Genomic DNA, 23,795 nt, shown 5'->3' with positions numbered 1-23,795 from the left:
TCGGTCAATCCACTGCCTTGAGGTAGCGCCCAAGGATAAAGGTTTCGGAAGACTTGTCGCGCGACGCCTTGGGCTTGCGCTTCGCGACCACTTTGAACTGCCGTTTGAACTTTTCCACGATCTGGCTGTAGCCGCTCCCGTGGAAACACTTTACCAGCAATGCCCCCTCCGGCTTAAGGTGGGCCTGCGCGAATTCAAGCGCCAGGTCGCACAGGTACTCGATCCGGGCGGCGTCGGCGGAGGCCACACCGGACAAGTTGGGGGCCATGTCGGACAAAACAAGGTCGATCTTGTTACCGCCGGAGGCGTCCAGCACCACACTTTCGAGTTCGCGAAAGACCGACTCCTCACGGAAATCGCCCTGGATGAAAGTGACGTCGGCGACAGGCTCCATGGGCAGCAGGTCGATCGCCACGACCGCGCCGTCAATCCGGCCATCCTTGGCCCGCGGGGAGTCCGCCAGCTTGTTGCGGGCGTACTGGCTCCAGCTGCCCGGCGCCGCGCCCAGGTCGACGATGACCTGGCCCGGGCGGATCAGCTTGTCCTGCTCGTCGATCTCCTTGAGCTTGTAAGCCGCGCGGGCACGGTAGCCTTCGCGCTGCGCCATTTTGACGTACGGATCGTTGATGTGGTCGTGCAGCCACGAATGGTTGAACTTGTTCTTTGCCATGCCAAATACCAGCCTGTTCCCTGCCCGCGCACGCCGGTGGTGCCGGCGGCGCAGGTTTTCCTACTGTTTTGATGATTTTGCTGCCCGACAGTGCCGGATTGACGGATAATACGCGCCAATCCGCATCCCGGCTTGCCGCCAACCGGTGGCCGCCGGCAGCCTGTTCCCGTGCGCCGTGTCACGACCGGCGCGGGCGGCAGCGCCCGATTACCAGCGCCAAGCGCTCTATCACTATTTCAAGCGCCTTATCCAGCGCCAACCTATGCCCGCTCTACAACTAGTCCCCGCCCAGCGCTCCGACCTGCGCTCCCGTGCCCATGCCCTGAACCCGGTGGTGATGGTCGGCGCCGAAGGCCTGACCCGCGCCGTGCTGGCCGAGATCGACCGCAGCCTGGCGGCCCACGACCTGATCAAGATCCGCGTGTTCGGTGACGACCGCGAAGCGCGCATCGCCATCTACGAAGAAATCTGCGACCAGCTCAGCGCCGCACCGATCCAGCATATCGGCAAGCTGCTGGTGGTCTGGCGTCCGGGCGAAGCCCGCCTGAAGGAAAACCAGGCCGAAGATCTCGGCCGGCACACGCCCGCGCGCCGCGGCGGCGCCGCCCCGCGCACGGTGACGGTGAAGAAGCCCAGCGCCGCACCCAACCGCCGCCCGACCCGCAAGGAAGTCACGGTGCTTGGCAACGAGCGCGTCACCGCCGGCGGCAATGTGAAGCGCTCGCGCGCCCGCCCGACCAGCCAGAAGAAGAAGGCGCTGGGCTGAAGCCCCGGCAGCCATAAACAAGCGGGCGCCGCCAGACGCCCCGATGCCGGCACGCCGCACCAGCGGCCGTGCCCGGCCTCACTCCCGGGCTCACTCCCCGGCCGAACGCGGCGCCGAAGCGCGCCACACCAGTACCAGCGCCAGCAGGCTTTGCAGCAGGTAAAAGGCGCTCGACACGCCGTGCAGCATGCCGAATTGCGCCTGGTACGGCGATTCCGACACCCCCACGCCCAGCGCCAGCGCCTTTTCCTTCAGGCTGCCCATGAACGGCTGGGTACCGAAGTAACCGACCAGCACGCAGCACAGCATGCCCAGCACCAGCCAGCGCAGACCGCGATAGCGCTGGGCGCCGCGCCGGATCATGACGTTGCACAGCACCAGCTGCAGCACGCCGATGGTCACACCGACGATGGCTTCGGTATGGAACAGGTGCCCGGCGATCATGCCCGCCATCTCGCGGCTGGGCAGCACTGAAAACAGCGTCGGCGCCACCATGTAGCCGACGGTCCACAGGCTGCCTGCCCACACCACCGTCAGCAACAGGAAGATGCGGTGCGGCAGCGGCGGCAGGTTGTTATAGGAACTGGAGAACACAAGCCGGCCTTTCCGGTGGCCAGCACAGGCGCAAGCCCGCCGGCCGGGCCGGCATCAGATGTAGCGAACGGTAATGACTTCGTACTCGCGCTCGCCGCCCGGGGCCAGCACGGTGGCGACGTCGCCTTCGAACTTGCCGATCAGCGCGCGCGCGATCGGCGAACTGACCGAGATCTTGCCAGTATCGAGGTCGGCCTCGTCGTCGCCCACGATCTGGTAGCTGACCGGCTTGCCGGACTCCAGGTCTTCCAGGTCGACGGTGGCGCCGAAGACGATGCGGCCGTCCGTATCCAGCTGGGTCGGGTCGATAACCTGCGCGGTCGACAGCTTCGACTCTACTTCGAGGATGCGGCCTTCGATAAAAGCCTGCTTTTCCTTGGCGGCGTCGTATTCGGCGTTTTCGGACAGGTCGCCCTGGGCGCGTGCTTCGGAGATGGCATTGATCACCGCCGGACGCTCGACAGCCTTGAGGCGCTGCAGCTCTTCCTTGAGCAGCTCGGCGCCACGCTTGGTAATCGGAATGGTGCTCATGTCTTCGTTCAACAAAAAAATGAGCCGCAGCGGAGCTGGAGCCATCCCCGGCAAACCCCGCCAGGGCACTTCCGCTCAACCGCGGCTTTCAGACAGGATCGAACGCGGGCACGCCGGTTCGATCGACGAATTTGACGTAGTTTAGGCCAGGAAGCCCGCCGGCAGCAACTCCGGCGGGCTTCCTGGGGCGGGGCCGCCGCAATGCGGCCGGCCCTTATGCGATGTGTTGCTTCCTTACCTTGACGGCATCAGGCCAGCGAGGCATGCAGGCCCTGCAGGTCGTACACCTCCAGGCTCTGCATGTGCTTCAGGCCCTCTACCGCGGCGCGCGCGCCGGCGATGGTGGTGTAGTAAGGAATGCGGTGTGCCAGCGCCGAGATACGGATCGAGCGCGAATCAGCGATCGCGCCGCGGGTTTCGTCCACGGTGGTGAACACCAGCGCCAGTTCGCCGTTCTTGATCATGTCCACGATATGCGGACGGCCGTCCTTGACCTTGTTGACCACCTTGACCGGGATGCCGGCTGCCTCGATCGCCGAGGCGGTGCCGCGCGTGGCGACGATCGGGTAGCCCATGTCGTGCAGCATGCGGGCCACGGCCACGGCGCGCGGCTTGTCGCTGTCCTTCACTGTGATCAGCACGGCGCCCTTCTCCGGCAGGCGCGAGCCCGCGGCCAGCTGGCTCTTGAACAGGGCCTCGCCGAAGCTCTTGCCCACGCCCATCACTTCGCCGGTCGAGCGCATTTCAGGTCCGAGGACCGGATCCACGCCCGGGAACTTGTTGAACGGGAACACCGCTTCCTTGACGCTGTAGTACGGCGGGATGACCTCGTCAGCAATCCCCTGCTCGTCGAGCGACTGGCCGGCCATGCAGCGCGCGGCGATCTTGGCCAGTTGCATGCCGGTGGCCTTGGACACGTATGGCACGGTACGCGAGGCACGCGGGTTCACTTCCAGCACGTAGACGGTGTCGACACCGTTGTTCTGCTGGATCGCGAACTGCACGTTCATCAGGCCGACCACGTTCAGGGCCTTGGCCATGGCCTCGGTCTGGCGCTTCAGTTCGGCCACGGTCTCGGCCGACAGCGAGTACGGCGGCAGCGAGCAGGCGGAGTCGCCCGAGTGCACGCCGGCCTGCTCGATGTGCTCCATCACGCCACCGATAAAGACGCGCTTGCCGTCGCACAGGGCGTCGACATCGCACTCGATGGCGTCGTTCAGGAAGCGGTCGAGCAGCACCGGCGAATCGTGCGAGACCTTGACGGCCTCGCGCATGTAGCGCTCGAGGTCGCGCGGCTCGTGCACGATTTCCATGGCGCGGCCGCCCAGCACGTACGACGGGCGCACCACCAGCGGGTAGCCGATTTCCTCGGCCAGGCGCAGCGCCTCGTCCTCGGCACGCGCGGTGCGGTTGGGCGGCTGGCGCAGGCCCAGGTCCTGCAGCAGCTTCTGGAAGCGCTCGCGGTCTTCGGCCGCGTCGATCATGTCGGGGCTGGTGCCGATGATGGGCACGCCGTTGGCTTCCAGGTCCAGCGCCAGCTTCAGCGGGGTCTGGCCGCCGTACTGCACGATCACGCCGACCGGCTTCTCGATCGCGACGATCTCCAGCACGTCTTCCAGCGTCACCGGCTCGAAATACAGCCGGTCCGAGGTGTCATAGTCGGTCGACACGGTTTCCGGGTTGCAGTTGACCATGATGGTCTCGTACCCGTCCTCGCGCAGCGCCAGCGCGGCGTGCACGCAGCAGTAGTCGAACTCGATGCCCTGGCCGATCCGGTTCGGGCCGCCGCCCAGCACCATGATCTTCTTCTTGTCGGTCGGCGCCGCCTCGCACTCGCCATGCTCGGCCTCGTAGGTCGAGTACATGTAGGCGGTGTTGGTGGCGAATTCGGCCGCGCAGGTATCGACGCGCTTGTAGACCGGGCGCACGTTCTGGGCGATGCGCGCCTCGCGCACGGCCTTGGCGTCGGTTTTCAGCAGCCGCGCCAGGCGGCGGTCGGAGAAGCCCTTCTGCTTCAGGAAGCGCAGTTCGGCGGTCGACAGGCTGTCAAGCGTGCGCGACTTGACCAGGCCTTCGGTGCGGACGATGTCCTCGATCTGGGCCAGGAACCACGGATCGATGGCGGTCTCGTGATAGACCTCTTCCAGCGACATGCCCAGGCGGAACGCGTCGCCCACGTACCAGATGCGGTCCGGGCCCGGCTCGCCGATCTCCTCGACGATCTCGTCGCGATCGGTGGACTTCTCGTCCAGGCCGTCGACGCCCACTTCCAGCCCGCGCAGGGCCTTCTGGAACGATTCCTGGAAGGTGCGGCCCATCGCCATCACCTCGCCCACCGACTTCATCTGGGTGGTCAGGTGGCTGTCGGCCTGCGGGAATTTCTCGAAGGCGAAGCGCGGCACCTTGGTGACGACGTAGTCGATCGAGGGCTCGAACGAGGCCGGGGTGGCACCGCCGGTGATCTCGTTCTTCAGCTCGTCGAGCGTGTAGCCGACCGCCAGCTTGGCCGCGACCTTGGCGATCGGGAAGCCGGTGGCCTTGGAGGCCAGCGCCGACGAACGCGACACGCGCGGGTTCATCTCGATGACGATCATGCGACCGTCCTTCGGGTTGATCGAGAACTGCACGTTGGATCCGCCGGTATCGACGCCGATCTCGCGCAGCACTGCCAGCGAGGCGTTGCGCAGGATCTGGTATTCCTTGTCGGTCAGGGTCTGCGCCGGCGCGACGGTGATCGAGTCGCCGGTGTGGATGCCCATCGGGTCCAGGTTCTCGATCGAGCAGATGATGATGCAGTTGTCCTGCTTGTCGCGGACCACTTCCATCTCGTACTCTTTCCAGCCCAGCAGCGATTCCTCGATCAGCAGCTCGCGCGTGGGCGACAGGTCCAGGCCGCGCTTGCAGATCTCTTCGAACTCTTCGCGGTTGTAGGCGATGCCGCCGCCGGTGCCGCCCAGCGTGAACGACGGGCGGATCACGATCGGGTAGCCGCTGGTGCCGGTCTCCTGGGCGATGTGGGCCTGCACGGCCACGGCCTCGTCCATCGAGTGGGCGATGCCGGACTTGGCCGAGCCCAGGCCGATCTTGGTCATCGCGTCCTTGAACTTCTGGCGGTCCTCGGCCTTGTCGATGGCTTCGGGCGACGCGCCGATCAGCTCCACCTTGTACTTGTCCAGCACGCCATGGCGATGCAGGTCCAGCGCGCAGTTCAGCGCGGTCTGGCCGCCCATGGTCGGCAGGATCGCATCCGGGCGCTCCTTCTCGATGATGCGTTCGACCACTTCCCAGGTGATCGGCTCGATGTAGGTCACGTCGGCCGTGGCGGGATCGGTCATGATGGTCGCCGGGTTGGAGTTGACCAGGATGACCTTGAAGCCTTCCTCGCGCAGGGCCTTGCAGGCCTGGGCGCCGGAATAGTCGAACTCGCACGCCTGGCCGATGATGATGGGGCCCGCGCCGATGATCAGGATGCTCTTGATGTCTGTGCGTTTTGGCATTGCACGCTCTCTTTATGGGCCGGCCCGCCTTGCCTGCGGACCGCGCCGGTAATCAGGGAATCCGTCCGGATTCGAAAATGTGTCTGGCTCAGTTCATCGTGGCCGTGGCCAGCTTGGCGCCGAAGCCGATGAACATCGCCCCTACCCCGCTGGCCATGCCGGCCGACAGCCGGCGGCGGCGCCGGAACGCCTCGGCCAGCTTCGCGCCCACGAAGATGATCGTGGTCAGGTAGGCAAAGCTGCAGATCTGGCACACCAGCCCCAGCACGCCGAACGACAGCACCGGGTAAGCAAAGGCCGGGTCGACGAACTGGATGAAGAACGAGATGAAGAACAGGATCGCCTTCGGGTTCAGCAGGCTGATCAGCAACGCCTTGCGGAACGGGTCGGACTGGTCCGGCGATGCCGCCGGCACTGCCGCCGCGCCGGCGGCATCGCCGCGCGCGGCCCAGCTGCGCAGCGCGCCGCGCAGCATGTTGAAGCCGATCCACGCCAGGTAGGCCGCGCCGATGTACTTCACCACGTAGAACAGCGCCGGGCTGGCCTTGAGCAGCGAGGCCACGCCCGCCGCCGACAGCACCATCAGCACGAAATCGCCCAGGAACACCCCGCACGCGCCTTTGTAGCCGGCGCGCACGCCGCGCTGCGCCGCCACCGACAGCACGTACATCGAGTTCGGCCCCGGCAGCAGCACGATGAAGATCGTGCCCAGCACATAGGTCCAGAAATCGGTGATGCCGAAAGCGGTATGCATGAAGGCGTTCATGGGATGTCCCGGTGTCTCTCGCTGTTCCCGGGCGCTTACTTGCGCGCGTCGGTCATCAGCTGGATGAAGCGGTCGAACAGGTAAGCCACGTCGTTCGGGCCGGGCGAGGCTTCCGGGTGGCCCTGGAAGCAGAACGCCGGCTTGTCGGTCAGCGCGAAACCCTGCAGCGAGCCGTCGAACAGCGACTTGTGCGTGACGCGCACGTTCGCCGGCAGCGTGTCGGCGTCGACCGCGAAGCCGTGGTTCTGCGACGTGATCACCACGCGGCCGTCGTCCAGGTCCTTGACCGGGTGGTTGGCGCCGTGGTGGCCGAACTTCATCTTCAGCGTCTTGGCGCCGACCGCAAGGGCCATGATCTGGTGCCCCAGGCAGATGCCGAAGGTCGGGACGCCGCGCTCGATGAACTCGCGCGTGGCGGCGATGGCGTAGTCGCACGGCTCGGGATCGCCAGGGCCGTTGGACAGGAACACGCCGTCCGGATTCAGCGCCAGCGCGTCGGCCGCGCTCGCCTGGGCCGGCAGCACCGTGACCTTGCAGCCGCGCTCGGCCAGCATGCGCAGGATGTTGTACTTGACGCCGTAGTCATAGGCGACCACGTGGAACTGCGGCTGCTGCTGCTTGCCGTAGCCTTCGCCCAGTTTCCATTCGGACTGGGTCCAGTCGTACGGTTCCTTGACCGAGACCACCTTGGCCAGGTCCATGCCGGCCAGGCCAGGGAACGAGCGGGCCAGGTCGATGGCCTTCTGGACGTTGTCCTCGCCGGCCAGGATGCAGCCGTTCTGGGCGCCCTTATCGCGCAGGATACGCGTCAGCTTGCGCGTATCGATGCCAGCGATCGCCACCACCTTTTCCTGCTTCAGGTAGTGGGCCAGGGTGTGTTCCTTGCGGAAGTTGGAGGCCAGGATCGGCAGATCCTTGATGATCAGGCCGGCGGCATGGACTTTCGTGGCTTCGACATCCTCAGGATTGACACCGTAGTTGCCGATATGCGGATACGTCAGCGTGACGATCTGCCGCGAATAGCTCGGGTCGGTGAGGATTTCCTGGTAACCGGTGATGGCGGTGTTGAACACCACTTCGCCGATGGTATGGCCGGACGCGCCAATGGAATAGCCACGAAAGACCGTGCCGTCTGCTAGCGCGAGAATGGCGGACGGAAAAGACGGTAACACGGGTAGGCTCCTGCTGGACTCACCCCGTGACCGACCAATCGACGCCTCGTGCCTCCCAGGCTGGATCCGTGACGGCGGCAGCGGCATTGCGCCGATGCGGTCGGATCCGGTCGCGACATGCTCATCCCGTCACATTTGGTGCAGACGGCGATGGCGGCGCGGATGGGGGCGGCGGAAGGTGGAAAGCGGTAGGCGCTAGGGTGAAGGGTTCTGAAAGCGAAACTTTCGAATTATATCCCGCGCCACCCAATTTCTCAAGTTTTCAAGGACTTGCGCGCGGCAGGCGGCAATCCTGCCGCGCCGGCGCCCGCCGCTCCGTCCGTCCTCGCATTCCCGGTTGCACCTGCCGCCGCAGGATTACCGCGGCGGTGGTACCACCGCCGTGACCTCGATTTCCACCTTGGCGCGCGGCTCGACCAGGTCGGCGACCTCGACCGCCGTCATCGCCGGGAAGTGGCGGCCGATGATGGCGCGGTAATGCTCGCCGATCGCCCCATAGGCGCCGACATATTCGGCCTTGTCCTTCACATACCAGGTCATGCGCGCGATATGTTCCGGCCGCGCCTCGCCGGCCGCCAGCACCGCGACCACGTTGCGCAGCGCCTGCGCCACCTGCAGGCCGAAGTCGTCGGTCTCGAATTCGCACTGGCTGTTCCAGCCGATCTGGCCGCTGATGAACAGCAGCCGGCTGCCGGCCTGCATCTCGGTCATCATGCCATTGGCGTAGCCGCGCGGCGGCGCCCAGTCGGGCGGCTGCAGGATCTTCATGTCGTTTCCCTGTGGTTGCTTGTATGGGTGAATGGAATATGGGTCAATGGGAATCCGGGTTCAGGCCGCGGCGACCAGGTAGCGCGCCATGGCTTCGCGCACGGATTCGGGCAGCGGCTGCGGCGCGATCGCGCCGGTATCGACGCAGACCAGCCGTTGCGTCACTTCCATGCGGGTATCGTCGTGCGGGCCGGCAAAGCGAACCGCCAGCGTAAAGCTGGACTGGCCCAGCTTCAGCACCCGCAATTCGCGCGTCAGCACCTCGCCCAGCCGGCTGGGGGCGAGGAAGCGGCACTCCAGCTCGGCCGTCGGCACGCCGGCGCGGCCCTCGCCATGCATGGCATCGAACGGCCAGCCCAGCGCCTCGCCGAACCAGTCCTCGATCAGGTCGTTGAGCATCTCGAAGTAGCGCGGATAGAACACGATGCCGGCGGCATCGCAGTGCTTAAAGCGCACCAGCACGGTATTGCGGAACACGTCGCTCATGGCTGCCCCTGGTTCGGCTTGCCGCCATTGCCTGCAGCCGGCCCCTGCTCCGCCATCTGGCGCAGCCGGAAGCGCTGCAGCTTGCCGGTCTCGGTACGCGGCAGCGCCGGCACGAACTCGATGCGGCGCGGGTACTTGTACGGAGCGATCTGGCGCTTGACGTGGTCCTGCAGCGCGGTGCGGGTGGCGTCGTCGGCGGCCACGCCCTCGCGCAGCACCACGTAGGCCATCACCACCTGGCCACGGCCGTCGTCGGGCGCGCCGACCACGCCGCATTCGGCCACCGCCTCGTGCTGCATCAGTGCGCTCTCCACCTCCGGCCCGGCGATGTTGTAGCCGGCCGAGATGATCATGTCGTCGGAGCGCGCCTGGTAGAAGTAGTAGCCGTCCGCGTCGGCGACGAAGGTATCGCCCGGCAGATTCCAGCCGGCCTTCACATAGTTGGCCTGGCGCGGGTCGTCCAGGTAGCGGCAGCCGGTCGGGCCCTGCACCGCGAGCTTGCCGACCTGGCCCAGCGGCAGCGGCCGCATCTCCTCGTCGACGATCTGCGCCACGTAGCCGGGCACCACCTTGCCGATCGCGCCCGGCCTGACCTCGGCCCCGGCGCTCGAGATAAAGATGTGCATCATCTCGGTGCCGCCGATGCCATCGGTCATCTCGATGCCAGTGGCGGCCTTCCAGCTCTGCCGCGTGGCGTCGGGCAGCGCCTCGCCGGCCGACACACTGTGCCGCAGGCTGGAGATATCGAAGCGCGGCGCCAGCGTCGCCATCTGCCGGTAGAAGGTGGGCGCGGTGAAGACGATGGTGGCGCGGAAGTCGTGGATCAGCTCAAGCAGCGTTTCGGGCGTGAGCTTCTCCGCCAGGACCGTGCTGGCGCCGATGCGCAACGGGAAGCACAGCATGCCGCCGAGCCCGAAGGTGAAGGCGATCGGCGGCGTACCGCAGAAGATGTCGTCAGGCGCGGAGCGCAGCACATGGCGCGGGAACAGGTCGCACATGGCCAGCACGTCGCGGTGGAAATGCATGGTGCCCTTGGGCTGGCCGGTGGTGCCGCTGGTAAAGGCGATCAGGCAGACATCGTCGCTGGCGGTGTCGCAGGCGTCGAAGGTGTCCGGCTTGCCCGCCAGCGCCGCTTCCAGCGAGCCCTCGCCTTCGCCGTTGAAATGCAGCGTTTGGGCCAGGCTCGGGCAATGGCAGTCGCCGCCGGCCTGCTGGTTGGCGTCGAGCTCGTCGCGCAGCCGCACATCGCACAGCGCCGCGGTCACCTGCGCCTTGTCGATGATCTGCTTGAGCTCCCTGGCGCGCAGCAGCGGCATGGTCGGCACCGCCACCAGGCCCGCCTTCAGCGTGGCCAGCCAGCTGGCCGCCATCATCAGGTTGTTGGGGCCGCGCAGCAGCACGCGGTTGCCGGGCACCAGCCGCATGTCCTCGACCAGCACATGGGCGATGCGGTTCACCAGCGCGGCGAGCTGTGCATAGGTCACGGTCTCGATGCGGCCGTCGCGGCCGTCGCGACGATAGCGGATGGCGATGCGCTCGCCGCGTCCCTCGCGCACGTGGCGGTCGACCAGCTCCACCGCGGCATTGATGCGCTCAGGGTAGTCGGTATCGGCATTGAAGCGGAACACCGGCCACTGGTCCTGCGGCGGCAGGCGGTCGCGCGCGAAGGTGTCGAGGTGGGCTGTGGTCGCCATGGCTTGTCTCCTGTCTGCTCTGTATCGGTACGGCAGTTCGCGGGTGGCGCGGGGGCGCACGGTCCGGGCTCAGGCCTGCTGTCCGGCCAGCGTCTCGCGCGCGATGATCAGCTTCTGCACTTCGGTCGCGCCTTCATAGATCCGCAGCGAGCGGATCTCGCGGTACAGGCTTTCCACGCGCGTGCCGACCTTGACGCCGAGGCCGCCGAACATCTGCACCGCGCGGTCGATCACCTGCTGCGCGTTCTCGGTGGCGACCATCTTGGCCATGGCCGCTTCGCGCGTGGTGCGCTGCCCCTTCACATCGCGCAGCCAGGCCGCACGGTAGGTCAGCAGCGCCGCGGTGTCGATGGCGGTGGCCATGTCGCCGATCGCGGCCTGGGTCAGCTGCAGGTCGGCCAGCACCCCCCCGAACATCGGCCGCGTGCGGGCACGCGCCAGCGCATCGTCCAGCGCGGCGCGGCCGAAGCCCAGCGCCGCCGCCGCCACCGACGCGCGGAAGATATCGAGCGTCATCATCGCCACCTTGAAGCCCTGCCCCGCCTCGCCCAGCCGGTTGCCCACCGGCACGCGGCACTGGTCGAAGCGCAGCGTCGCCAGCGGATGCGGCGCGATTACGTCGATGCGCTCGGCGATGGTCAGGCCCGGGGTGTCGGCGTCGATCACCAGCGCGGTGATGCCGCGCGCGCCGGGGGCCTCGCCGGTGCGCACGAACACGCAGTAGAAGTCGGCGATGCCGCCGTTCGAGATCCAGGTCTTGGCGCCATCGACCACATAGTGGCTGCCGTCTTCCGACAGCCGCGCGCTGCATTGCATCGCGGCGACATCCGAGCCGGCATCGGGTTCCGACAGCGCGAACGCCGCGATCGCCTCGCCGCGCGCCACGCGCGGCAGGTAGCGCGCGCGCAGCGCGTCGCTGCCCGCCAGCGAGATCGCCCCGGAGCCCAGCCCCTGCATGGCAAAGGCAAAATCGGCCAGGCCGTCATGGCGCGCGAGCGTCTCGCGCAGCAGGCACAGCGAGCGCGAATCCAGCGCCGGCAGCGCGCCGCCATGCGTGGCCGGCACGCAATAGCGCAGCCAGCCGGCCTCGCCCAGTTGCCGCACCAGCGCGCGGCACGCGGCGTCGGTATCGCTGTGGTCGACCCGCAGGTGTTGCCCGCACCATGCGTCGAGTTCGCGCTCCAGCGCGCGGTGGGCGTCGTCGAACAGCGGCAGATCGAGGAAGGTCTTGTCGGACATGGCGCTCAGTCCCCTTCGAACACCGGCCTGGTCTTGGCGACGAAGGCCTCGTAGGCGCGACGGAAATCGCGCGTCTGCATGCAGATCGCCTGCGCCTCGGCCTCGGCCTCGATGGCCTCGTCCAGGCCCATGTTCCATTCCTGGTGCAGCAGCTTCTTGGTCACGCCGTGGGCGAAGGTGGGGCCGGCGGCCAGTTGCGCGGCGAGCGCCTGCGCCTGCGCCAGCACCGCTTCGGACGGATGCAGCGCGTTGAAGAAGCCCCACTGCAGCCCTTCCTCGGCGCTCATCGAGCGGCCGGTGTAGAGCAGCTCGCTGGCACGGCCCTGCCCTATCACCCGCGGCAGCAGCGTGCACGCGCCCATGTCGGCACCGGCCAGGCCGACGCGCGTGAACAGGAATGCGGTCTTGGCCTGCGCCGTGCCCAGGCGCATGTCGGAAGCCAGCGCCATCATCGCGCCGGCGCCGGCGCAGATGCCGTCGACCGCGCTCACCACCGGCTGCGGGCACGCGCGCATCGCCTTGACCAGGTCGCCGGTCATGCGCGTGAAGTCGAGCAACTCGGGCATCGACATGCGCGTCAGCGGGCCGATGATCTCGTGCACGTCACCGCCCGAGCAATAGTTGCCGCCGGCGCCGGTCACCACCACCGCCTTGATGTCGCTGGCGTAGCACAGGCCGCGGAACAGGTCGCGCAGCTCGGCGTAGGAATCGAAGGTCAGCGGGTTCTTGCGTTCGGGCCGGTTCAGCGTCACGGTGCCGACCTTGCCGTCGGCGGACACCGACCACAGGAAATGCTCGGCCTGGTAGCCGGCAAAGCTGCGCTTGTGGTGGCGCATGTCGAGTGCGATCTCTGTCATGGGTTCTCTCGTTGTCTGCTGCAGTCAGTGTGCTTCAGCCCGCCATCACTTCGCCGCCGGCGACGGGGATCGCCTGGCCGGTGATTGCCGCGGCGGACGGCTGGCACAGCCAGGCCACCGCGTCGGCCACTTCGTCGGGCTGCACCAGCCGGCGCTGCGGATTGCGCGCGGCCAGTTCGGCGCGCGCCTGTTCCTCCGTGCGGCCGGTCTTGCCGACGATATTGGCGACCGCGTCGCGCACGATGTCGGTTTCGGTATAGCCCGGGCATACCGCGTTGACGGTCACGCCCCTGGCCGCGGTTTCCAGCGCGAGCGCGCGGGTCAGGCCGATCACGCCGTGCTTGGCGGCGCAGTAGGCGCTGACGTAGCCATAGCCGATCAGCCCCGCGGTGCTGGCCACGTTGACGATGCGGCCCCAGCCTGCGTCGAGCATCGCCGGCAGCGCCGCCTGCGTGCACAGGAAGGTGCCGGTCAGGTTGACGTCGAGCATGCGCTGCCACAGCGCGGCATCGGTCTTCAGGAATGGTGCGCTGTGCGCCTGCCCGGCGTTGTTGACCAGCATCGCGATCCTGCCGGCCTGTTCCGTGGCCGTGGCAAAGGCACGCGCAACGCTGTCGGCATCGGCAATATCGGCCGTGACATACGAAACCGCGGCGCCTGCCGGGGCCTGCCCGCGCAGCGCCTGCACCGTTGCCTGCAGCGTGCCGGCATCGCGCCCCAGCAGCGTGACGCTGGCGCCATCGGCCAGCAGCCGCCGCGCGATCGCCGCGCCGATACCGCGCCCGCCGCCGGTGACCAGCGCGTGCCGGCCGGCCAGGGTTGCCGTGTTGCCGCTCATGCCTGCTTCTCCTGCGCCGCGGCGCGTTGGAGATTGGTTTCCAGTTGTCGCTTGCCCGCCAGATATTGCTTGGGCCAGGCGATATCCCGGTAGCCGATGCGCGCCGCTTCCTGCAGCGTCCACGCCGGGTTGGCCAGGTGCGGCCGCGCGATCGCGCACAGGTCGGCGCGGCCGGCGGCGATGATCGAGTCGACGTGGTCCGCCTCAAAGATGGCGCCCACCGCGATGGTGGCGATGCCGGCCTCGTTGCGGATGCGGTCGGCGAACGGGGTCTGGTACATGCGGCCGTAGACCGGCGCCTGGTCGGGGCTGACCTGGCCCGACGAGCAGTCGATCATGTCGGCGCCCGCGGCCTTGAAGGCGCGCGCGATCTCGACCGCATCATCGGGCGTAATGCCGCCCTCGACCCAGTCATGCGCGGAGATGCGTACCGACATCGGCTTGTCCTGCGGCCACACCGCGCGCACCGCGGCAAACACCTCGAGCGGATAGCGCAGCCGCGCGGCCAGCGAACCGCCGTATTCGTCGTCACGCGTATTGGTCAGCGGCGAGATAAAACTCGACAGCAGGTAGCCGTGCGCGCAGTGCAGCTCGAGCCAGTCGAAGCCGGCCTCGGCCGCGCGCCGCGCGCTGGCGACGAAATCGTCGCGCACACGGTCCATGTCGGCGCGCGTCATCGCGCGCGGCGTCTGCGATTCGCCTGGCAGGTACGGCAGCGGAGAGGCCGAAATCACCGGCCAGTTGCCCTGCGGCAGAGGATGGTCCATCGCTTCCCAGCCGAGCTGCGTCGAGCCCTTGCGGCCGGAGTGGCCGATCTGCATGGCGATGCGGGCATCGCTGCTGGCATGGACGAAATCGACGATGCGCTTCCATGCGTCACGCTGTTCATCGTTCCACAAGCCCGGGCAGCCCGGCGTGATGCGCGCATCGGGCGAGACGCAGGTCATTTCCGCCACCACCATGCCGGCGCCGCCGAGCGCGCGCGACCCCAGGTGGACCAAATGGAAGTCGCCCGGCACGCCGTCGGTGCAGGAATACATCGCCATCGGTGACACCACCACGCGGTTCTTGAGCGTGACGCCGCGCAGCCGGAACGGCGTGAACATCGGCGGCCACGGCTGGTGCGCCCGCAATTGCAGGCTCTCTGCCGGCACGCCGGCCTGCTGCGCCAGCCAGTGCTCGAACTGCGCCACATAGCCGGCATCGCGCACGCGCAGGTTCTCGTGCGAGATCCGTTGCGAGCGCGTCAGCAGCGAATAGGCGAACTGTTCCGGCGGCAGGCTGCCGGCATAACGCTCGACGTTCTCGAACCACTCGGTCGAGTTGCGCGCCGCGTTCTGGATCTTCAGCACTTCCACGCCGCGCGTGGCTTCGTAGCGCGCCAGCGCATCGGGCAGGCCGTCGTGGCCGCTGCCGCGGATCTCTTCGGCCAGGTCGATGGCATCCTCGAGCGCCAGCTTGGTGCCGGAGCCGATCGAGAAATGCGCGGTGTGCGCGGCATCGCCCATCAGCACCACGGGCACGCGGCGGCCGTCAGGCAACGTGTTCCAGTGCACCCACTGCCGGCAGATCACGCGCGGGAAGCGGATCCAGATCGCCGAGCCGCGCAGGTGCGACGCATTGGTGATCAGCTTGTTGCCGTCGAGGTGGCGCGCGAACAGTTTCTCGCAGTACGCCACGCCCTCTTCCTGGCTCATCGCGTCGATGCCGGCGGCTTGCCACACCGATTCGGGCGTCTCGACGATAAAGGTCGAGGTGTTGTCGTCGAAGCGGTAGGCATGCGCCTGGAACCAGCCGTGCTCGGTCTTCTCGAAGGCAAAGGTGAAGGCATCGAACAGTTTGTGCGTGCCCAGCCAGACAAAGCGGCACTGGCGCGTATCGATATCCGGCCGGAAGGTGTCGGCATAGCGCGTGCGGATACGGCTGTTCAGGCCGTCCGACGCGACCACCAGGTCGGCCTGGTATTGCATCGCCAGCGCCTGGTCGTCGGACACATCGGTCTCGAACACCAGCTTCACCCCGAGCGCTTCGCAACGCGCCTGCAGGATGTTCAGCAGGCGCTTGCGGCCGATGCCGATAAAGCCGTGGCCGCCCGAGCGGATGGTGCGCCCGCCGATATGGATGTCGATATCGTCCCAGTGGTTGAAGGCGGCGTTGATCTCGCTGGCGCTGGCCGGGTCGGCTTGCTTCAGGTTGTCCATGGTGGCGTCCGAAAACACCACGCCCCAGCCGAAGGTGTCGTAGGGCCGGTTGCGCTCGACCACGATGACCTCGTTGGCCGGATCCTGCAGCTTCATCAGCAGGCCGAAGTACAGGCCGGCGGGGCCTCCGCCAATACAAAGCACGCGCATCTGTTGCCTCCTGCCGGCTGTGCCGGGCGCGCCGCATATCGCGCACCGTCCCGGACTACACCGCCATCTAGATCAAGATTAAATATTTTATGCTTCAAATATTAGACTGCATCACGACCGATGGCAAGGCGGCAATGCGGTGTGCCGTGCGCGGCACCCCATCGCCCTGCCCGCTAGCCTTTCAACGCGGCCTGCAGCTGTTCCAGCGCGCCCGGATCCTCGATGGTGGTCAGGTCGCCCGGGTCGCGACCTTCGGCCACGGCCTGCATGGCGCGCCGCAGCAGCTTGCCGGAACGCGTCTTCGGCAGCGCATTGACGAACAACACGCGCGCCGGGCGCGCCACCGCGCCCAGTTGTTGCTCGACCGTCTTCATCAGTTCGCCCTCCAGCGCCAGCCGCGCCTCCGGCGTGGCCGTGCGCGCCGGATCGCGGGCGATGCAGAACGCCATCGCCACCTGCCCCTTGAGCGTGTCCTGCACGCCCACCACGGCCACCTCGGCCACGGCGGCGCTGGACGACAGGCTTTCCTCGATCTCGCGCGTGCCCAGCCGGTGGCCGGCGACGTTGATCACGTCGTCGGTGCGCCCCAGGATAAAGACGTAGCCGTCGGCATCGCGCACGCCCCAGTCGAAGGTCGAATAGCACAGTCGGTTCGGCACCGCCTGCCAATAGGTGCGCACGAAGCGGTCATCGTCGCCCCACACCGTGCTCATGCACCCAGGCGGCAGCGGGCCGTCGATGGCGACCACGCCCTTCTGCCCGGGCGGGCATTCGGCGCCGGTGTTCTCGTCGACGATCTTCAGGTCATAGCCGTAGGCCGGCACGCCGGGCGAGCCGAGCTTGGGCGGCAGCGCCTCGAGGCCGCGCTGGATCGCGATGATGGGCCAGCCGGATTCGGTCTGCCAGTAGTTGTCGACCACCGGCTTGCCCAGGCCATCCTGGATCCAGCGCGCGGTCGGCTCGTCGAGCGGCTCGCCGGCCAGGAACAGCAGGCGCAGGCTGGACAGGTCGTAGCGCGTCAGCCATGCCGGGTCCTGCTTCTTCAGCACGCGGATCGCGGTCGGGGCGCTGAACATCAGGTTGACCCGGTATTGCTCGACCAGGCGCCACAGGATGCCGCCGTCGGGCCGGATCGGCGTGCCCTCATACATCAGCGTGGCCATGCCGGCCAGCAGCGGGCCATAGACGATATAGCTGTGCCCCACCACCCAGCCGATGTCCGACGCGGTGAACATGGTGTCGCCGGCCTTGCCGCAGAAGATGTATTCCATCGACGTGGCCAGTGCGACCGCATAGCCGCCGGTATCGCGCTGCACGCCCTTGGGCTTGCCGGTGGTGCCCGAGGTATAGAGCACATAGGACGGTTCGCCCGACTCCAGCCACACGCACGGCACCTGCACGCCGGCGACGCGCTCGCGCCACGCCGCGTAGTCTTCGTCGCGACCGGCGGTGCGAGGCATGTCCGCCAGCTGCCGGTCCACCAGCAACACCTTCTCGGGCTGGTGCGACGACAGCCGGAGAGCCTCATCCAGCAGCGGCTTGTACGGCACCACCTTGCCCGCGCGCGAACCGGCGTCGGCGCTGACCACCACGCGCGGCCGGGCATCCTCGATGCGCGCGGCCAGGCTGACCGAAGCGAAGCCGCCGAACACCACCGAATGGATCGCGCCGATGCGCGCGCACGCCAGCATGGCGAAGGCGGCTTCGGGGATCATTGGCATGTAGATCAGCACCCGGTCGCCCCGCTGCACGCCCAGTTGCTGCAGGATCGCCGCCATGCGGCTGACCTCGTCGTGCAGCTCGGCGTAGGTAAGGCTGCGGGCCTGGTCGGTCTCGGTCGAGACCCAGTGCAGCGCCGGCTGGCTGGCACGGGCCGGCAGGTGGCGGTCGACCGCGTTGTGGCACAGGTTGGTGCGCCCGCCGACGAACCAGCGCGTGAAGGGTGCGCGGCTGTTGTCGAGCACCTGGCTGAACGGGGTTTCCCAGTCGATGCGTGCCGCCTGTTCGGCCCAGAACCCCTCGGGGTCGGCCAGCGAACGGGCATGCACGGCATGGCTTGCCGTCATGTCTGTCTCCTCCGCGTCTGCGGTCGTTGGTATCTGCCCGTAGTTTGCCACCGGCCCGGGCGCTCGTGGCCACGGTTTCCGCGCGCTGCCGCACGGGGCGGCGCCGGCACATGAAAAAAGGGGCGTGCCGACGGCATCGCCCCTGTTGCTGTCCCGGCGTCGCGCCGGCGATTATGTCAGCGCGCCTTGGCGCCCTTGGCGCTGGCCTTGGTGGTGGGCTTGGCCGACACCTTGGCAACGGCCGGCGCCTTGCCAGCGCGTCGCGGCGTGGCCTCGACCACCACGCGCTGGCGCGCCTCGCCCTTGCCCTTGGCGGAGACCCGCTCCACCCTGGCGCCCTTGCCGGCCTTGCCCGACGGTTCCTTGCGGCTGGCCTGTTCGCTGCGCTCGGCCCGCTCGGCCCGGTCCGCGCGTTCGGCACGGGCCGCGCGCACCGCGCCGGCGCCACGCACCGGCACCATCAGCACCAGGCTCTGCCCGGCCACCAGCTTGGTGCCGGAGAGCTTGTTCCACGACTGCACCTGCCCCGCCGAGACGCCATAGCGACGCGCCACCGAGGTCACGGTATCGCGCCGGCCGGCGCGCACCACCACGCGGCGCGCATCGGGCAGGTCCGGCTCCATCGCCAGCATGGCGCTGTCGGCGAGGGTGGCGCTGATGTCCTGGTCATGCCGGCCCGAGCGCGGGATCATCACGGTAGAGCCCGCCTTCAGGCGCATGCCCTTGGGGATGCTGTTGATCTCGCGCAGCGTGTCGGCATCGACATTCAGCCGCGCCGCCAGCGATTCGACGCGCTCGCGGCTGTCCACCGTCACCGCGGCCCAGCTCGACAGGCCGCCGCGATAGGTATTCAGGTTGTACTGGAAGCGCTCGGCGTTATCGAACGGCAGCAGGATCTGCGGGTTCGACGCGCCCAGGATCACCGGCCGGTTGAACGACGGGTTCAGCGCCTTGAATTCCTCCACCGACATGTCGGCCAGCTTGGCGGCCAGGTTCACGTCGATGTCGCGCGAGGTGGTCACCGTGACGAAGTACGGGTGGTCCGGGATCTCGGGCAGCTTGACGCCGTACGCGGCCGGGTTGGCGATGATGTTCTTGACCGCCTGCAGCTTGGGCACGTAGTAGCGCGTCTCGTTGGGCATCGGCAGGCTGGCATAGTCGGTCGGCAGCCCGCGCGCCTGATTGCGCGCAATCGCGCGCGACACCGCGCCCTCGCCCCAGTTGTAAGCCGCCAGCGCCAGGTGCCAGTCGCCGAACATGTCGTAGAGCCGCGCCAGGTAGTCGAGCGCGGCGTCGGTCGAGGCCAGCACGTCGCGGCGCTCGTCGCGGAACATGTTCTGCTTCAGGTTATAGAACTTGCCCGTGCTCGGAATGAATTGCCACATCCCGGCCGCCTTGGCGGTGGACTGCGCCTGCGGGTTGAAGGCGCTCTCGACGAACGGCAGGAGCGCCAGCTCGGTCGGCATCTTGCGCTGTTCCAGCTCCTCGACGATGTGATAGAGGTAGCGGCTCGAGCGCCCGACCATCCGTTCCATGTACTCCGGCCGCTGCGCATACCACTGGGTGCGATCGTCGACCAGCGTGCCCTCCAGGTCGGTCATGGCAAAGCCGCCCCGGATCCGGTCCCAGATATCGTTGGACGGGCCGCGCAGCCAGTCCAGGCCGCCCTGGTCGACATTGATGGTGGAAGTGGAAGAGAGCGCGGACTTGTCGCTGAGGGTGTTGAGCGGGTCCCGCTTGGCAGTCTGGGCGGTCGCGGCACCGTCGGCGCCTTCAGGCGGCGTGGGGGTGCTGGCGCACGCTGCAAGCAGCGCGGCGCACGCGACCACCGCCAGTAATCGACCAATTTTCATTAAGTTCTCAAATCGTGACGCTAAAAGGTTGCGTGATGCTAAAAAAAACCGCGTATCGCGTCAATCAGATTTTCCACATAGCCACTATCCGCACCCCGGCCGGGCCTCAGCGGAAATTGTCCTTCCAGCCGCGCAGCGCGCCGAACGCCTGCGCATCGCCCGCGGTGGCGCCGCCATGGGCCGACACCGCGGCGCGCACCGCCGGTTCGCGCGAGCGCAGGAAGGGGTTGACCTGGCGCTCGTGGGCGATGGTGGTCGGCAGCGTCGGCCGGTCCGCGGCGCGCAGCGCCTCGACGCGCTGCTCCCACGCCTCGAGCGCGGCGTTGCCGGGCTCCACCGCGCGCGCGAAGCGCACATTGCTGCGCGTGTATTCGTGCGCGCAATAGACGCGGGTGTCGCCGGGCAGTGCCGCCAGCTTGTCCAGCGACGCCAGCATCTGCGCCGGCGTGCCTTCGAACAGGCGCCCGCAGCCGCTGGCGAACAGGGTATCGCCGCAGAACACCGCCGGGCCGGCTTCGCCCAGGTCGGCGACGTAGGCGATATGGCCGGCGGTGTGGCCGGGCACGTCCAGCACCCGCAGCGTCAGCGCCGGCGCCTCGAGCGTCGCCATGTCGCCCTCGCGCAGCGCCCGGGTGCGCCCGCCGATACGCTCGCCCGCCGGCCCCAGCACCGGCAGCGGGTCACCCGAGGGCGCGCGCGGATGCGCCGCCAGCAGCTCGGCCACGCCGCCCTGGTGATCGCCGTGGTGATGGGTGATTACAATAGCGCCCAGAGCCAGACCGCTTTGCGCCAGGAAGCGCTCCACCGGCGCGGCCTCGCCAGGATCGACCACCGCGGCGCAGTGCCCGTCGTGGATGGCCCAGATATAGTTATCCTGGAACGCCGGGATCGGCTCAACCTTCAACATGCGCATGCTCCTATGTCCAATCGTCCCAATCACCCGATTGTAAGCTGGGAAGACTGGCTGGCCTCGCCGCCCGGCGAGTACATGCTGCGCTGGGAGGCGCAGCAGTACGACCGGACCGTGACCGACATCTTCGGCTACCACGCGGTCCAGCTGGGCCTGCCCTATATCGACACCCTGCGCGAGAACCGGATGCCGTTCTCGGCGCTGGCGCTGGATCCGTCCAGCGGCCCGCACGGGCCCCGTGCCGCACATCCGGATGCGCGCCAGCTGCTGTGCCGATTCGACGAACTGCCGTTCGATACCCAAAGCATCGACCTGGTCACCCTGCCCCATATCCTGGAGTTCGCCGAAGACCCGCATGAAGTGCTGCGCGAAGTCTCGCGGGTGCTGATGCCCGAAGGCCGCGTGGTCGTCACCTGCTTCAACCCGATGAGCCTGTGGGGCGCACGCCAGGGCATGAACCGGCTCGGCGCCACGCCGTTCCTGCCGACCGACGCCCAGCAGATCGGCTTCGTGCGCATCAAGGACTGGCTCAAGCTGCTCGGCTTCGATATCATCCGCGGCCGCTTCGGCTGCTATTGCCCGCCGTACCGCACCGACCGCTGGCTGCAGCGCGCCGCCTTCATGGAAAAGGCCGGCGACCGCTGGTGGCCGATCTTCGGCGCGGTCTATATGATTTCGGCGATCAAGCGCGTGCGCAATATCCGGCTGGTCGGACCGGCCTGGAAGACCAAGCCGGCGCTGGCACCGGTGTCGGCACCGGTGGCCACACCCACCGGCACGCATGGCAAGACCCCGGGCAGGGAACGCTGACGCGGTGCGGCCGCGCGCGCTCCGCCCTGCCCTCAATGCGCCGCCCGATCCGCGGGCGGCCACCACGGAATCACATGCAAGAAGTCACGATTTACTCCGACGGCGCCTGCAAGGGCAATCCCGGCCGCGGCGGCTGGGGCGCAGTGCTGGTCGCCGGCACCAGCGAAAAAGAACTGTTCGGCGGCGAGCCGAACACCACCAACAACCGCATGGAAATGACGGCCGTGATCGAAGCGCTGCGCGCGCTCAAGCGGCCCTGCGTGGTGCGCGTCTATACCGACTCCCAGTACGTGCAGAAAGGCATCAGCGAATGGCTGCCCGGCTGGAAAGCGCGCGGCTGGAAGACCGCCGACAAGAAGCCGGTCAAGAACGCCGACCTGTGGCAGGCGCTGGACACCCTGGCGCAACCGCACCAGATCTCGTGGCACTGGGTGCGCGGCCATAACGGCCACCCCGGCAACGAGCGCGCCGACGCGCTGGCCAACCGCGGCGTCGAATCGATCGGCCGCTGACCGGATCTCGCAGCACCACCGACAACAAGCGCGGAACGCCCGCACCGCTCCGCTAGAATGCCCGCCATGCGACAAATCGTTCTCGATACCGAAACCACCGGCCTGAGTGCCGCCACCGGCGACCGCCTGATCGAAATCGGCTGCGTCGAGCTGATGAACCGCCGGCTGACGGGGCGCCACCTGCACTTCTACGTCAATCCCGAGCGCGATATCGACGAGGGCGCGATCGCGGTCCACGGCATCACCGTCGAGTTCCTGGCCGACAAGCCGCGCTTTGCCGAGGTTGTCCACGATATCCGCGAGTTCGTGCAGGACGCCGAGCTGATCATCCACAACGCGCAGTTCGACTTGGGCTTCCTCGACATGGAATTCCAGCTGCTCGGCCTGCCGCCGTTCCGCCAGTATGTCGGCAACGTGATCGATACCTTGCGCGAAGCGCGGCAGATGTTCCCGGGCAAGCGCAACTCGCTCGATGCGCTGTGCGAGCGCCTCGGCATCAGCAATGCCCACCGCACGCTGCACGGCGCGCTGCTGGACGCTGAGCTGCTGGCCGAGGTCTACCTTGCCATGACGCGCGGCCAGGATTCGCTGGTGATCGACACGCTCGACAGCGCCAGCGGCCAGGGCGGCGTGGTCACCACCGCCGACCTGTCCCGACTGGTCCTGCCGGTACTGCGCGCGACGGACGACGAGCAGCAGGCCCATCTGGCCCTGCTGAAGGGACTGGACAAGGCCAGCGGCGGCAAGACGGTATGGCAGGAAGATCCTGCCGAAGCCCCCGGAACGCTGGCCGCCTAAGAAAATTCTAAAAAGGGCTTTACAAGATACAAGAACCTCTGCATAATCTCATTTCTCTGCTGCACGACGGCAACGACGACGCAGACAGGGGTGGTTAGCTCAGCGGTAGAGCACTGCCTTCACACGGCAGGGGTCACAGGTTCAATCCCTGTACCACCCACCAGTTTCAAAAAGCCAGCCCTCGCGCTGGCTTTTTTCATTTCAGCACTCATTTCATTTGCCGGCACTCGATACGGGAACCGGCCCACCCTGCCGTCAGGGCCGCCAGGCACCTGCATCGGCAACCACCGTGGCAAACCGGTCGTTCAGCGCAGCGAGCGTGCTGCGGTGCAAAGCTGCCGCCGGCACCGCCGGGCCACCCAGCGGATCCGGCAGGTCGCGCGTGGCGCAAGGCCGCGGCAACGACGGTGCTGCGAAAACCGTGGTCGAGCGCGGCCCGCACCGTGGCGCTGATGCACATATGGGACCCTTGATGACCGTGATCTCGCCACCTTCCGGCCCCACCCTTCGATAAAGGCCGCGTACGGGCCGGTCGGATCTAAGGCCAGGCTGCCCGGACGGCCATGGTGCGCCACATGCCGCGCTGATTTATGTTGCAAACAGTTTCGAAATCCCGC

At 67.6% G+C, this 23,795-nt stretch carries 20 protein-coding genes, 1 tRNA gene and 1 pseudogene; 5 read left to right on the top strand and 17 right to left on the bottom strand.

The features are described 5' to 3' along the window. Positions 1–4: 4 nt before the first annotated feature. Entirely contained in the window at positions 5–670 is a 666-nt protein-coding gene (locus MKD38_RS17950; RefSeq protein ID WP_092309409.1) for an RlmE family RNA methyltransferase, read from the bottom strand. Between the two features lie 262 nt (positions 671–932). On the opposite strand from MKD38_RS17950, the gene MKD38_RS17945 reads away from it, so the two are divergent. Next, complete coding sequence (locus MKD38_RS17945; protein ID WP_018007828.1) at positions 933–1,436, top strand: YhbY family RNA-binding protein; 504 nt, start codon at positions 933–935, stop codon at positions 1,434–1,436. 90 nt (positions 1,437–1,526) lie between these two features. Here the strand turns inward: MKD38_RS17945 and MKD38_RS17940 are convergent, their stop codons facing one another. From MKD38_RS17940 to gloB, 15 genes are all read right to left on the bottom strand, one after another. Further along, a complete protein-coding gene (locus MKD38_RS17940; RefSeq protein ID WP_252678682.1) occupies positions 1,527–2,030 on the bottom strand; it encodes a DUF4149 domain-containing protein in 504 nt (167 codons plus the stop codon). Between the two features lie 54 nt (positions 2,031–2,084). After that, positions 2,085–2,561, bottom strand: a complete 477-nt coding sequence (gene greA, locus MKD38_RS17935; RefSeq protein ID WP_252678681.1) for a transcription elongation factor GreA — start codon at positions 2,559–2,561, stop codon at positions 2,085–2,087. A 248-nt stretch (positions 2,562–2,809) separates the two neighbouring features. After that, on the bottom strand, positions 2,810–6,058 hold the full coding sequence (carB, locus tag MKD38_RS17930) for a carbamoyl-phosphate synthase large subunit (protein WP_252678679.1): 3,249 nt from the start codon (positions 6,056–6,058) through the stop codon (positions 2,810–2,812). An 88-nt stretch (positions 6,059–6,146) separates the two neighbouring features. Further along, positions 6,147–6,824, bottom strand: a complete 678-nt coding sequence (leuE, locus tag MKD38_RS17925; protein WP_252678677.1) for a leucine efflux protein LeuE — start codon at positions 6,822–6,824, stop codon at positions 6,147–6,149. Between the two features lie 35 nt (positions 6,825–6,859). Next, positions 6,860–7,996 (bottom strand): glutamine-hydrolyzing carbamoyl-phosphate synthase small subunit, encoded by a 1,137-nt coding sequence (gene carA / locus MKD38_RS17920; protein WP_252678675.1) that lies wholly within the window; start codon positions 7,994–7,996, stop codon positions 6,860–6,862. Between the two features lie 357 nt (positions 7,997–8,353). Then, positions 8,354–8,764 carry a RidA family protein gene (locus MKD38_RS17915; RefSeq protein ID WP_116356842.1) on the bottom strand — a complete coding sequence of 137 codons (411 nt, stop codon included), beginning with the start codon at positions 8,762–8,764 and terminating at the stop codon, positions 8,354–8,356. A gap of 60 nt (positions 8,765–8,824) precedes the next feature. Next, positions 8,825–9,250, bottom strand: a complete 426-nt coding sequence (locus MKD38_RS17910; protein ID WP_252678673.1) for an acyl-CoA thioesterase — start codon at positions 9,248–9,250, stop codon at positions 8,825–8,827. After that, a complete protein-coding gene (locus MKD38_RS17905; protein WP_252678671.1) occupies positions 9,247–10,944 on the bottom strand; it encodes an AMP-binding protein in 1,698 nt (565 codons plus the stop codon). The genes MKD38_RS17910 and MKD38_RS17905 overlap by 4 nt, the downstream gene beginning before the upstream one ends. Before the next feature lie 69 nt (positions 10,945–11,013). Beyond that, positions 11,014–12,183, bottom strand: a complete 1,170-nt coding sequence (locus MKD38_RS17900; RefSeq protein ID WP_252678669.1) for an acyl-CoA dehydrogenase family protein — start codon at positions 12,181–12,183, stop codon at positions 11,014–11,016. Positions 12,184–12,188: 5 nt separating this feature from the next. Continuing rightward, positions 12,189–13,040, bottom strand: coding sequence for an enoyl-CoA hydratase family protein (locus MKD38_RS17895; protein WP_252678668.1), 852 nt, complete (start codon positions 13,038–13,040; stop codon positions 12,189–12,191). A gap of 34 nt (positions 13,041–13,074) precedes the next feature. Continuing rightward, on the bottom strand, positions 13,075–13,878 hold the full coding sequence (locus MKD38_RS17890) for an SDR family NAD(P)-dependent oxidoreductase (RefSeq protein ID WP_252678664.1): 804 nt from the start codon (positions 13,876–13,878) through the stop codon (positions 13,075–13,077). Further along, complete coding sequence (locus tag MKD38_RS17885; RefSeq protein WP_252678663.1) at positions 13,875–16,229, bottom strand: bifunctional salicylyl-CoA 5-hydroxylase/oxidoreductase; 2,355 nt, start codon at positions 16,227–16,229, stop codon at positions 13,875–13,877. Before MKD38_RS17885 ends, MKD38_RS17890 begins: the two co-directional genes overlap by 4 nt. A gap of 173 nt (positions 16,230–16,402) precedes the next feature. Beyond that, positions 16,403–18,328 carry a propionate--CoA ligase gene (locus MKD38_RS17880; RefSeq protein ID WP_371925714.1) on the bottom strand — a complete coding sequence of 642 codons (1,926 nt, stop codon included), beginning with the start codon at positions 18,326–18,328 and terminating at the stop codon, positions 16,403–16,405. 143 nt (positions 18,329–18,471) lie between these two features. Further along, a complete protein-coding gene (locus tag MKD38_RS17875; RefSeq protein WP_252678656.1) occupies positions 18,472–20,148 on the bottom strand; it encodes a transglycosylase SLT domain-containing protein in 1,677 nt (558 codons plus the stop codon). A 106-nt stretch (positions 20,149–20,254) separates the two neighbouring features. Next, entirely contained in the window at positions 20,255–21,055 is an 801-nt protein-coding gene (gene gloB / locus MKD38_RS17870; RefSeq protein WP_252678654.1) for a hydroxyacylglutathione hydrolase, read from the bottom strand. A gap of 12 nt (positions 21,056–21,067) precedes the next feature. On the opposite strand from gloB, the gene MKD38_RS17865 reads away from it, so the two are divergent. The 4 genes from MKD38_RS17865 (at position 21,068) to MKD38_RS17850 (ending at position 23,341) form a co-directional block, all read left to right on the top strand. Further along, positions 21,068–21,868 (top strand): methyltransferase domain-containing protein, encoded by an 801-nt coding sequence (locus MKD38_RS17865; protein ID WP_115703810.1) that lies wholly within the window; start codon positions 21,068–21,070, stop codon positions 21,866–21,868. A 74-nt stretch (positions 21,869–21,942) separates the two neighbouring features. Further along, entirely contained in the window at positions 21,943–22,380 is a 438-nt protein-coding gene (gene rnhA / locus MKD38_RS17860; RefSeq protein WP_018007845.1) for a ribonuclease HI, read from the top strand. A 57-nt stretch (positions 22,381–22,437) separates the two neighbouring features. Continuing rightward, entirely contained in the window at positions 22,438–23,178 is a 741-nt protein-coding gene (gene dnaQ, locus MKD38_RS17855) for a DNA polymerase III subunit epsilon (RefSeq protein ID WP_252678649.1), read from the top strand. Between the two features lie 88 nt (positions 23,179–23,266). After that, positions 23,267–23,341: transfer RNA gene (locus MKD38_RS17850), tRNA-Val, on the top strand. Positions 23,342–23,433: 92 nt separating this feature from the next. Here MKD38_RS17850 and MKD38_RS17845 read toward each other — a convergent pair. Next, positions 23,434–23,756: pseudogene (locus MKD38_RS17845) on the bottom strand (isochorismatase family protein); the annotation flags it as partial. Positions 23,757–23,795: the final 39 nt, after the last annotated feature.

Origin of the sequence: Cupriavidus sp. WGlv3 (assembly GCF_023952475.1) — a bacterium.
Taxonomy (GTDB): Bacteria; Pseudomonadota; Gammaproteobacteria; order Burkholderiales; family Burkholderiaceae; genus Cupriavidus; species Cupriavidus phytorum.
This window is presented reverse-complemented; position numbering and strand designations above follow the sequence as displayed.

What these genes read in the sequence shown, in the direction of transcription:
- carB (WP_252678679.1), bottom strand. Translation starts at nt 6,058, where the DNA reads ATGCCAAAACGCACAGACATCAAGAGCATCCTGATCATCGGCGCGGGC.
- MKD38_RS17865 (WP_115703810.1), top strand. Translation starts at nt 21,068, where the DNA reads ATGTCCAATCGTCCCAATCACCCGATTGTAAGCTGGGAAGACTGGCTG.
- greA (WP_252678681.1), bottom strand. Translation starts at nt 2,561, where the DNA reads ATGAGCACCATTCCGATTACCAAGCGTGGCGCCGAGCTGCTCAAGGAA.
- leuE (WP_252678677.1), bottom strand. Translation starts at nt 6,824, where the DNA reads ATGAACGCCTTCATGCATACCGCTTTCGGCATCACCGATTTCTGGACC.
- MKD38_RS17945 (WP_018007828.1), top strand. Translation starts at nt 933, where the DNA reads ATGCCCGCTCTACAACTAGTCCCCGCCCAGCGCTCCGACCTGCGCTCC.
- MKD38_RS17890 (WP_252678664.1), bottom strand. Translation starts at nt 13,878, where the DNA reads ATGAGCGGCAACACGGCAACCCTGGCCGGCCGGCACGCGCTGGTCACC.
- MKD38_RS17900 (WP_252678669.1), bottom strand. Translation starts at nt 12,183, where the DNA reads ATGTCCGACAAGACCTTCCTCGATCTGCCGCTGTTCGACGACGCCCAC.
- MKD38_RS17915 (WP_116356842.1), bottom strand. Translation starts at nt 8,764, where the DNA reads ATGAAGATCCTGCAGCCGCCCGACTGGGCGCCGCCGCGCGGCTACGCC.
- rnhA (WP_018007845.1), top strand. Translation starts at nt 21,943, where the DNA reads ATGCAAGAAGTCACGATTTACTCCGACGGCGCCTGCAAGGGCAATCCC.
- gloB (WP_252678654.1), bottom strand. Translation starts at nt 21,055, where the DNA reads ATGTTGAAGGTTGAGCCGATCCCGGCGTTCCAGGATAACTATATCTGG.
- MKD38_RS17950 (WP_092309409.1), bottom strand. Translation starts at nt 670, where the DNA reads ATGGCAAAGAACAAGTTCAACCATTCGTGGCTGCACGACCACATCAAC.
- MKD38_RS17885 (WP_252678663.1), bottom strand. Translation starts at nt 16,229, where the DNA reads ATGCGCGTGCTTTGTATTGGCGGAGGCCCCGCCGGCCTGTACTTCGGC.
- MKD38_RS17895 (WP_252678668.1), bottom strand. Translation starts at nt 13,040, where the DNA reads ATGACAGAGATCGCACTCGACATGCGCCACCACAAGCGCAGCTTTGCC.
- MKD38_RS17910 (WP_252678673.1), bottom strand. Translation starts at nt 9,250, where the DNA reads ATGAGCGACGTGTTCCGCAATACCGTGCTGGTGCGCTTTAAGCACTGC.
- MKD38_RS17905 (WP_252678671.1), bottom strand. Translation starts at nt 10,944, where the DNA reads ATGGCGACCACAGCCCACCTCGACACCTTCGCGCGCGACCGCCTGCCG.
- dnaQ (WP_252678649.1), top strand. Translation starts at nt 22,438, where the DNA reads ATGCCCGCCATGCGACAAATCGTTCTCGATACCGAAACCACCGGCCTG.
- MKD38_RS17875 (WP_252678656.1), bottom strand. Translation starts at nt 20,148, where the DNA reads ATGAAAATTGGTCGATTACTGGCGGTGGTCGCGTGCGCCGCGCTGCTT.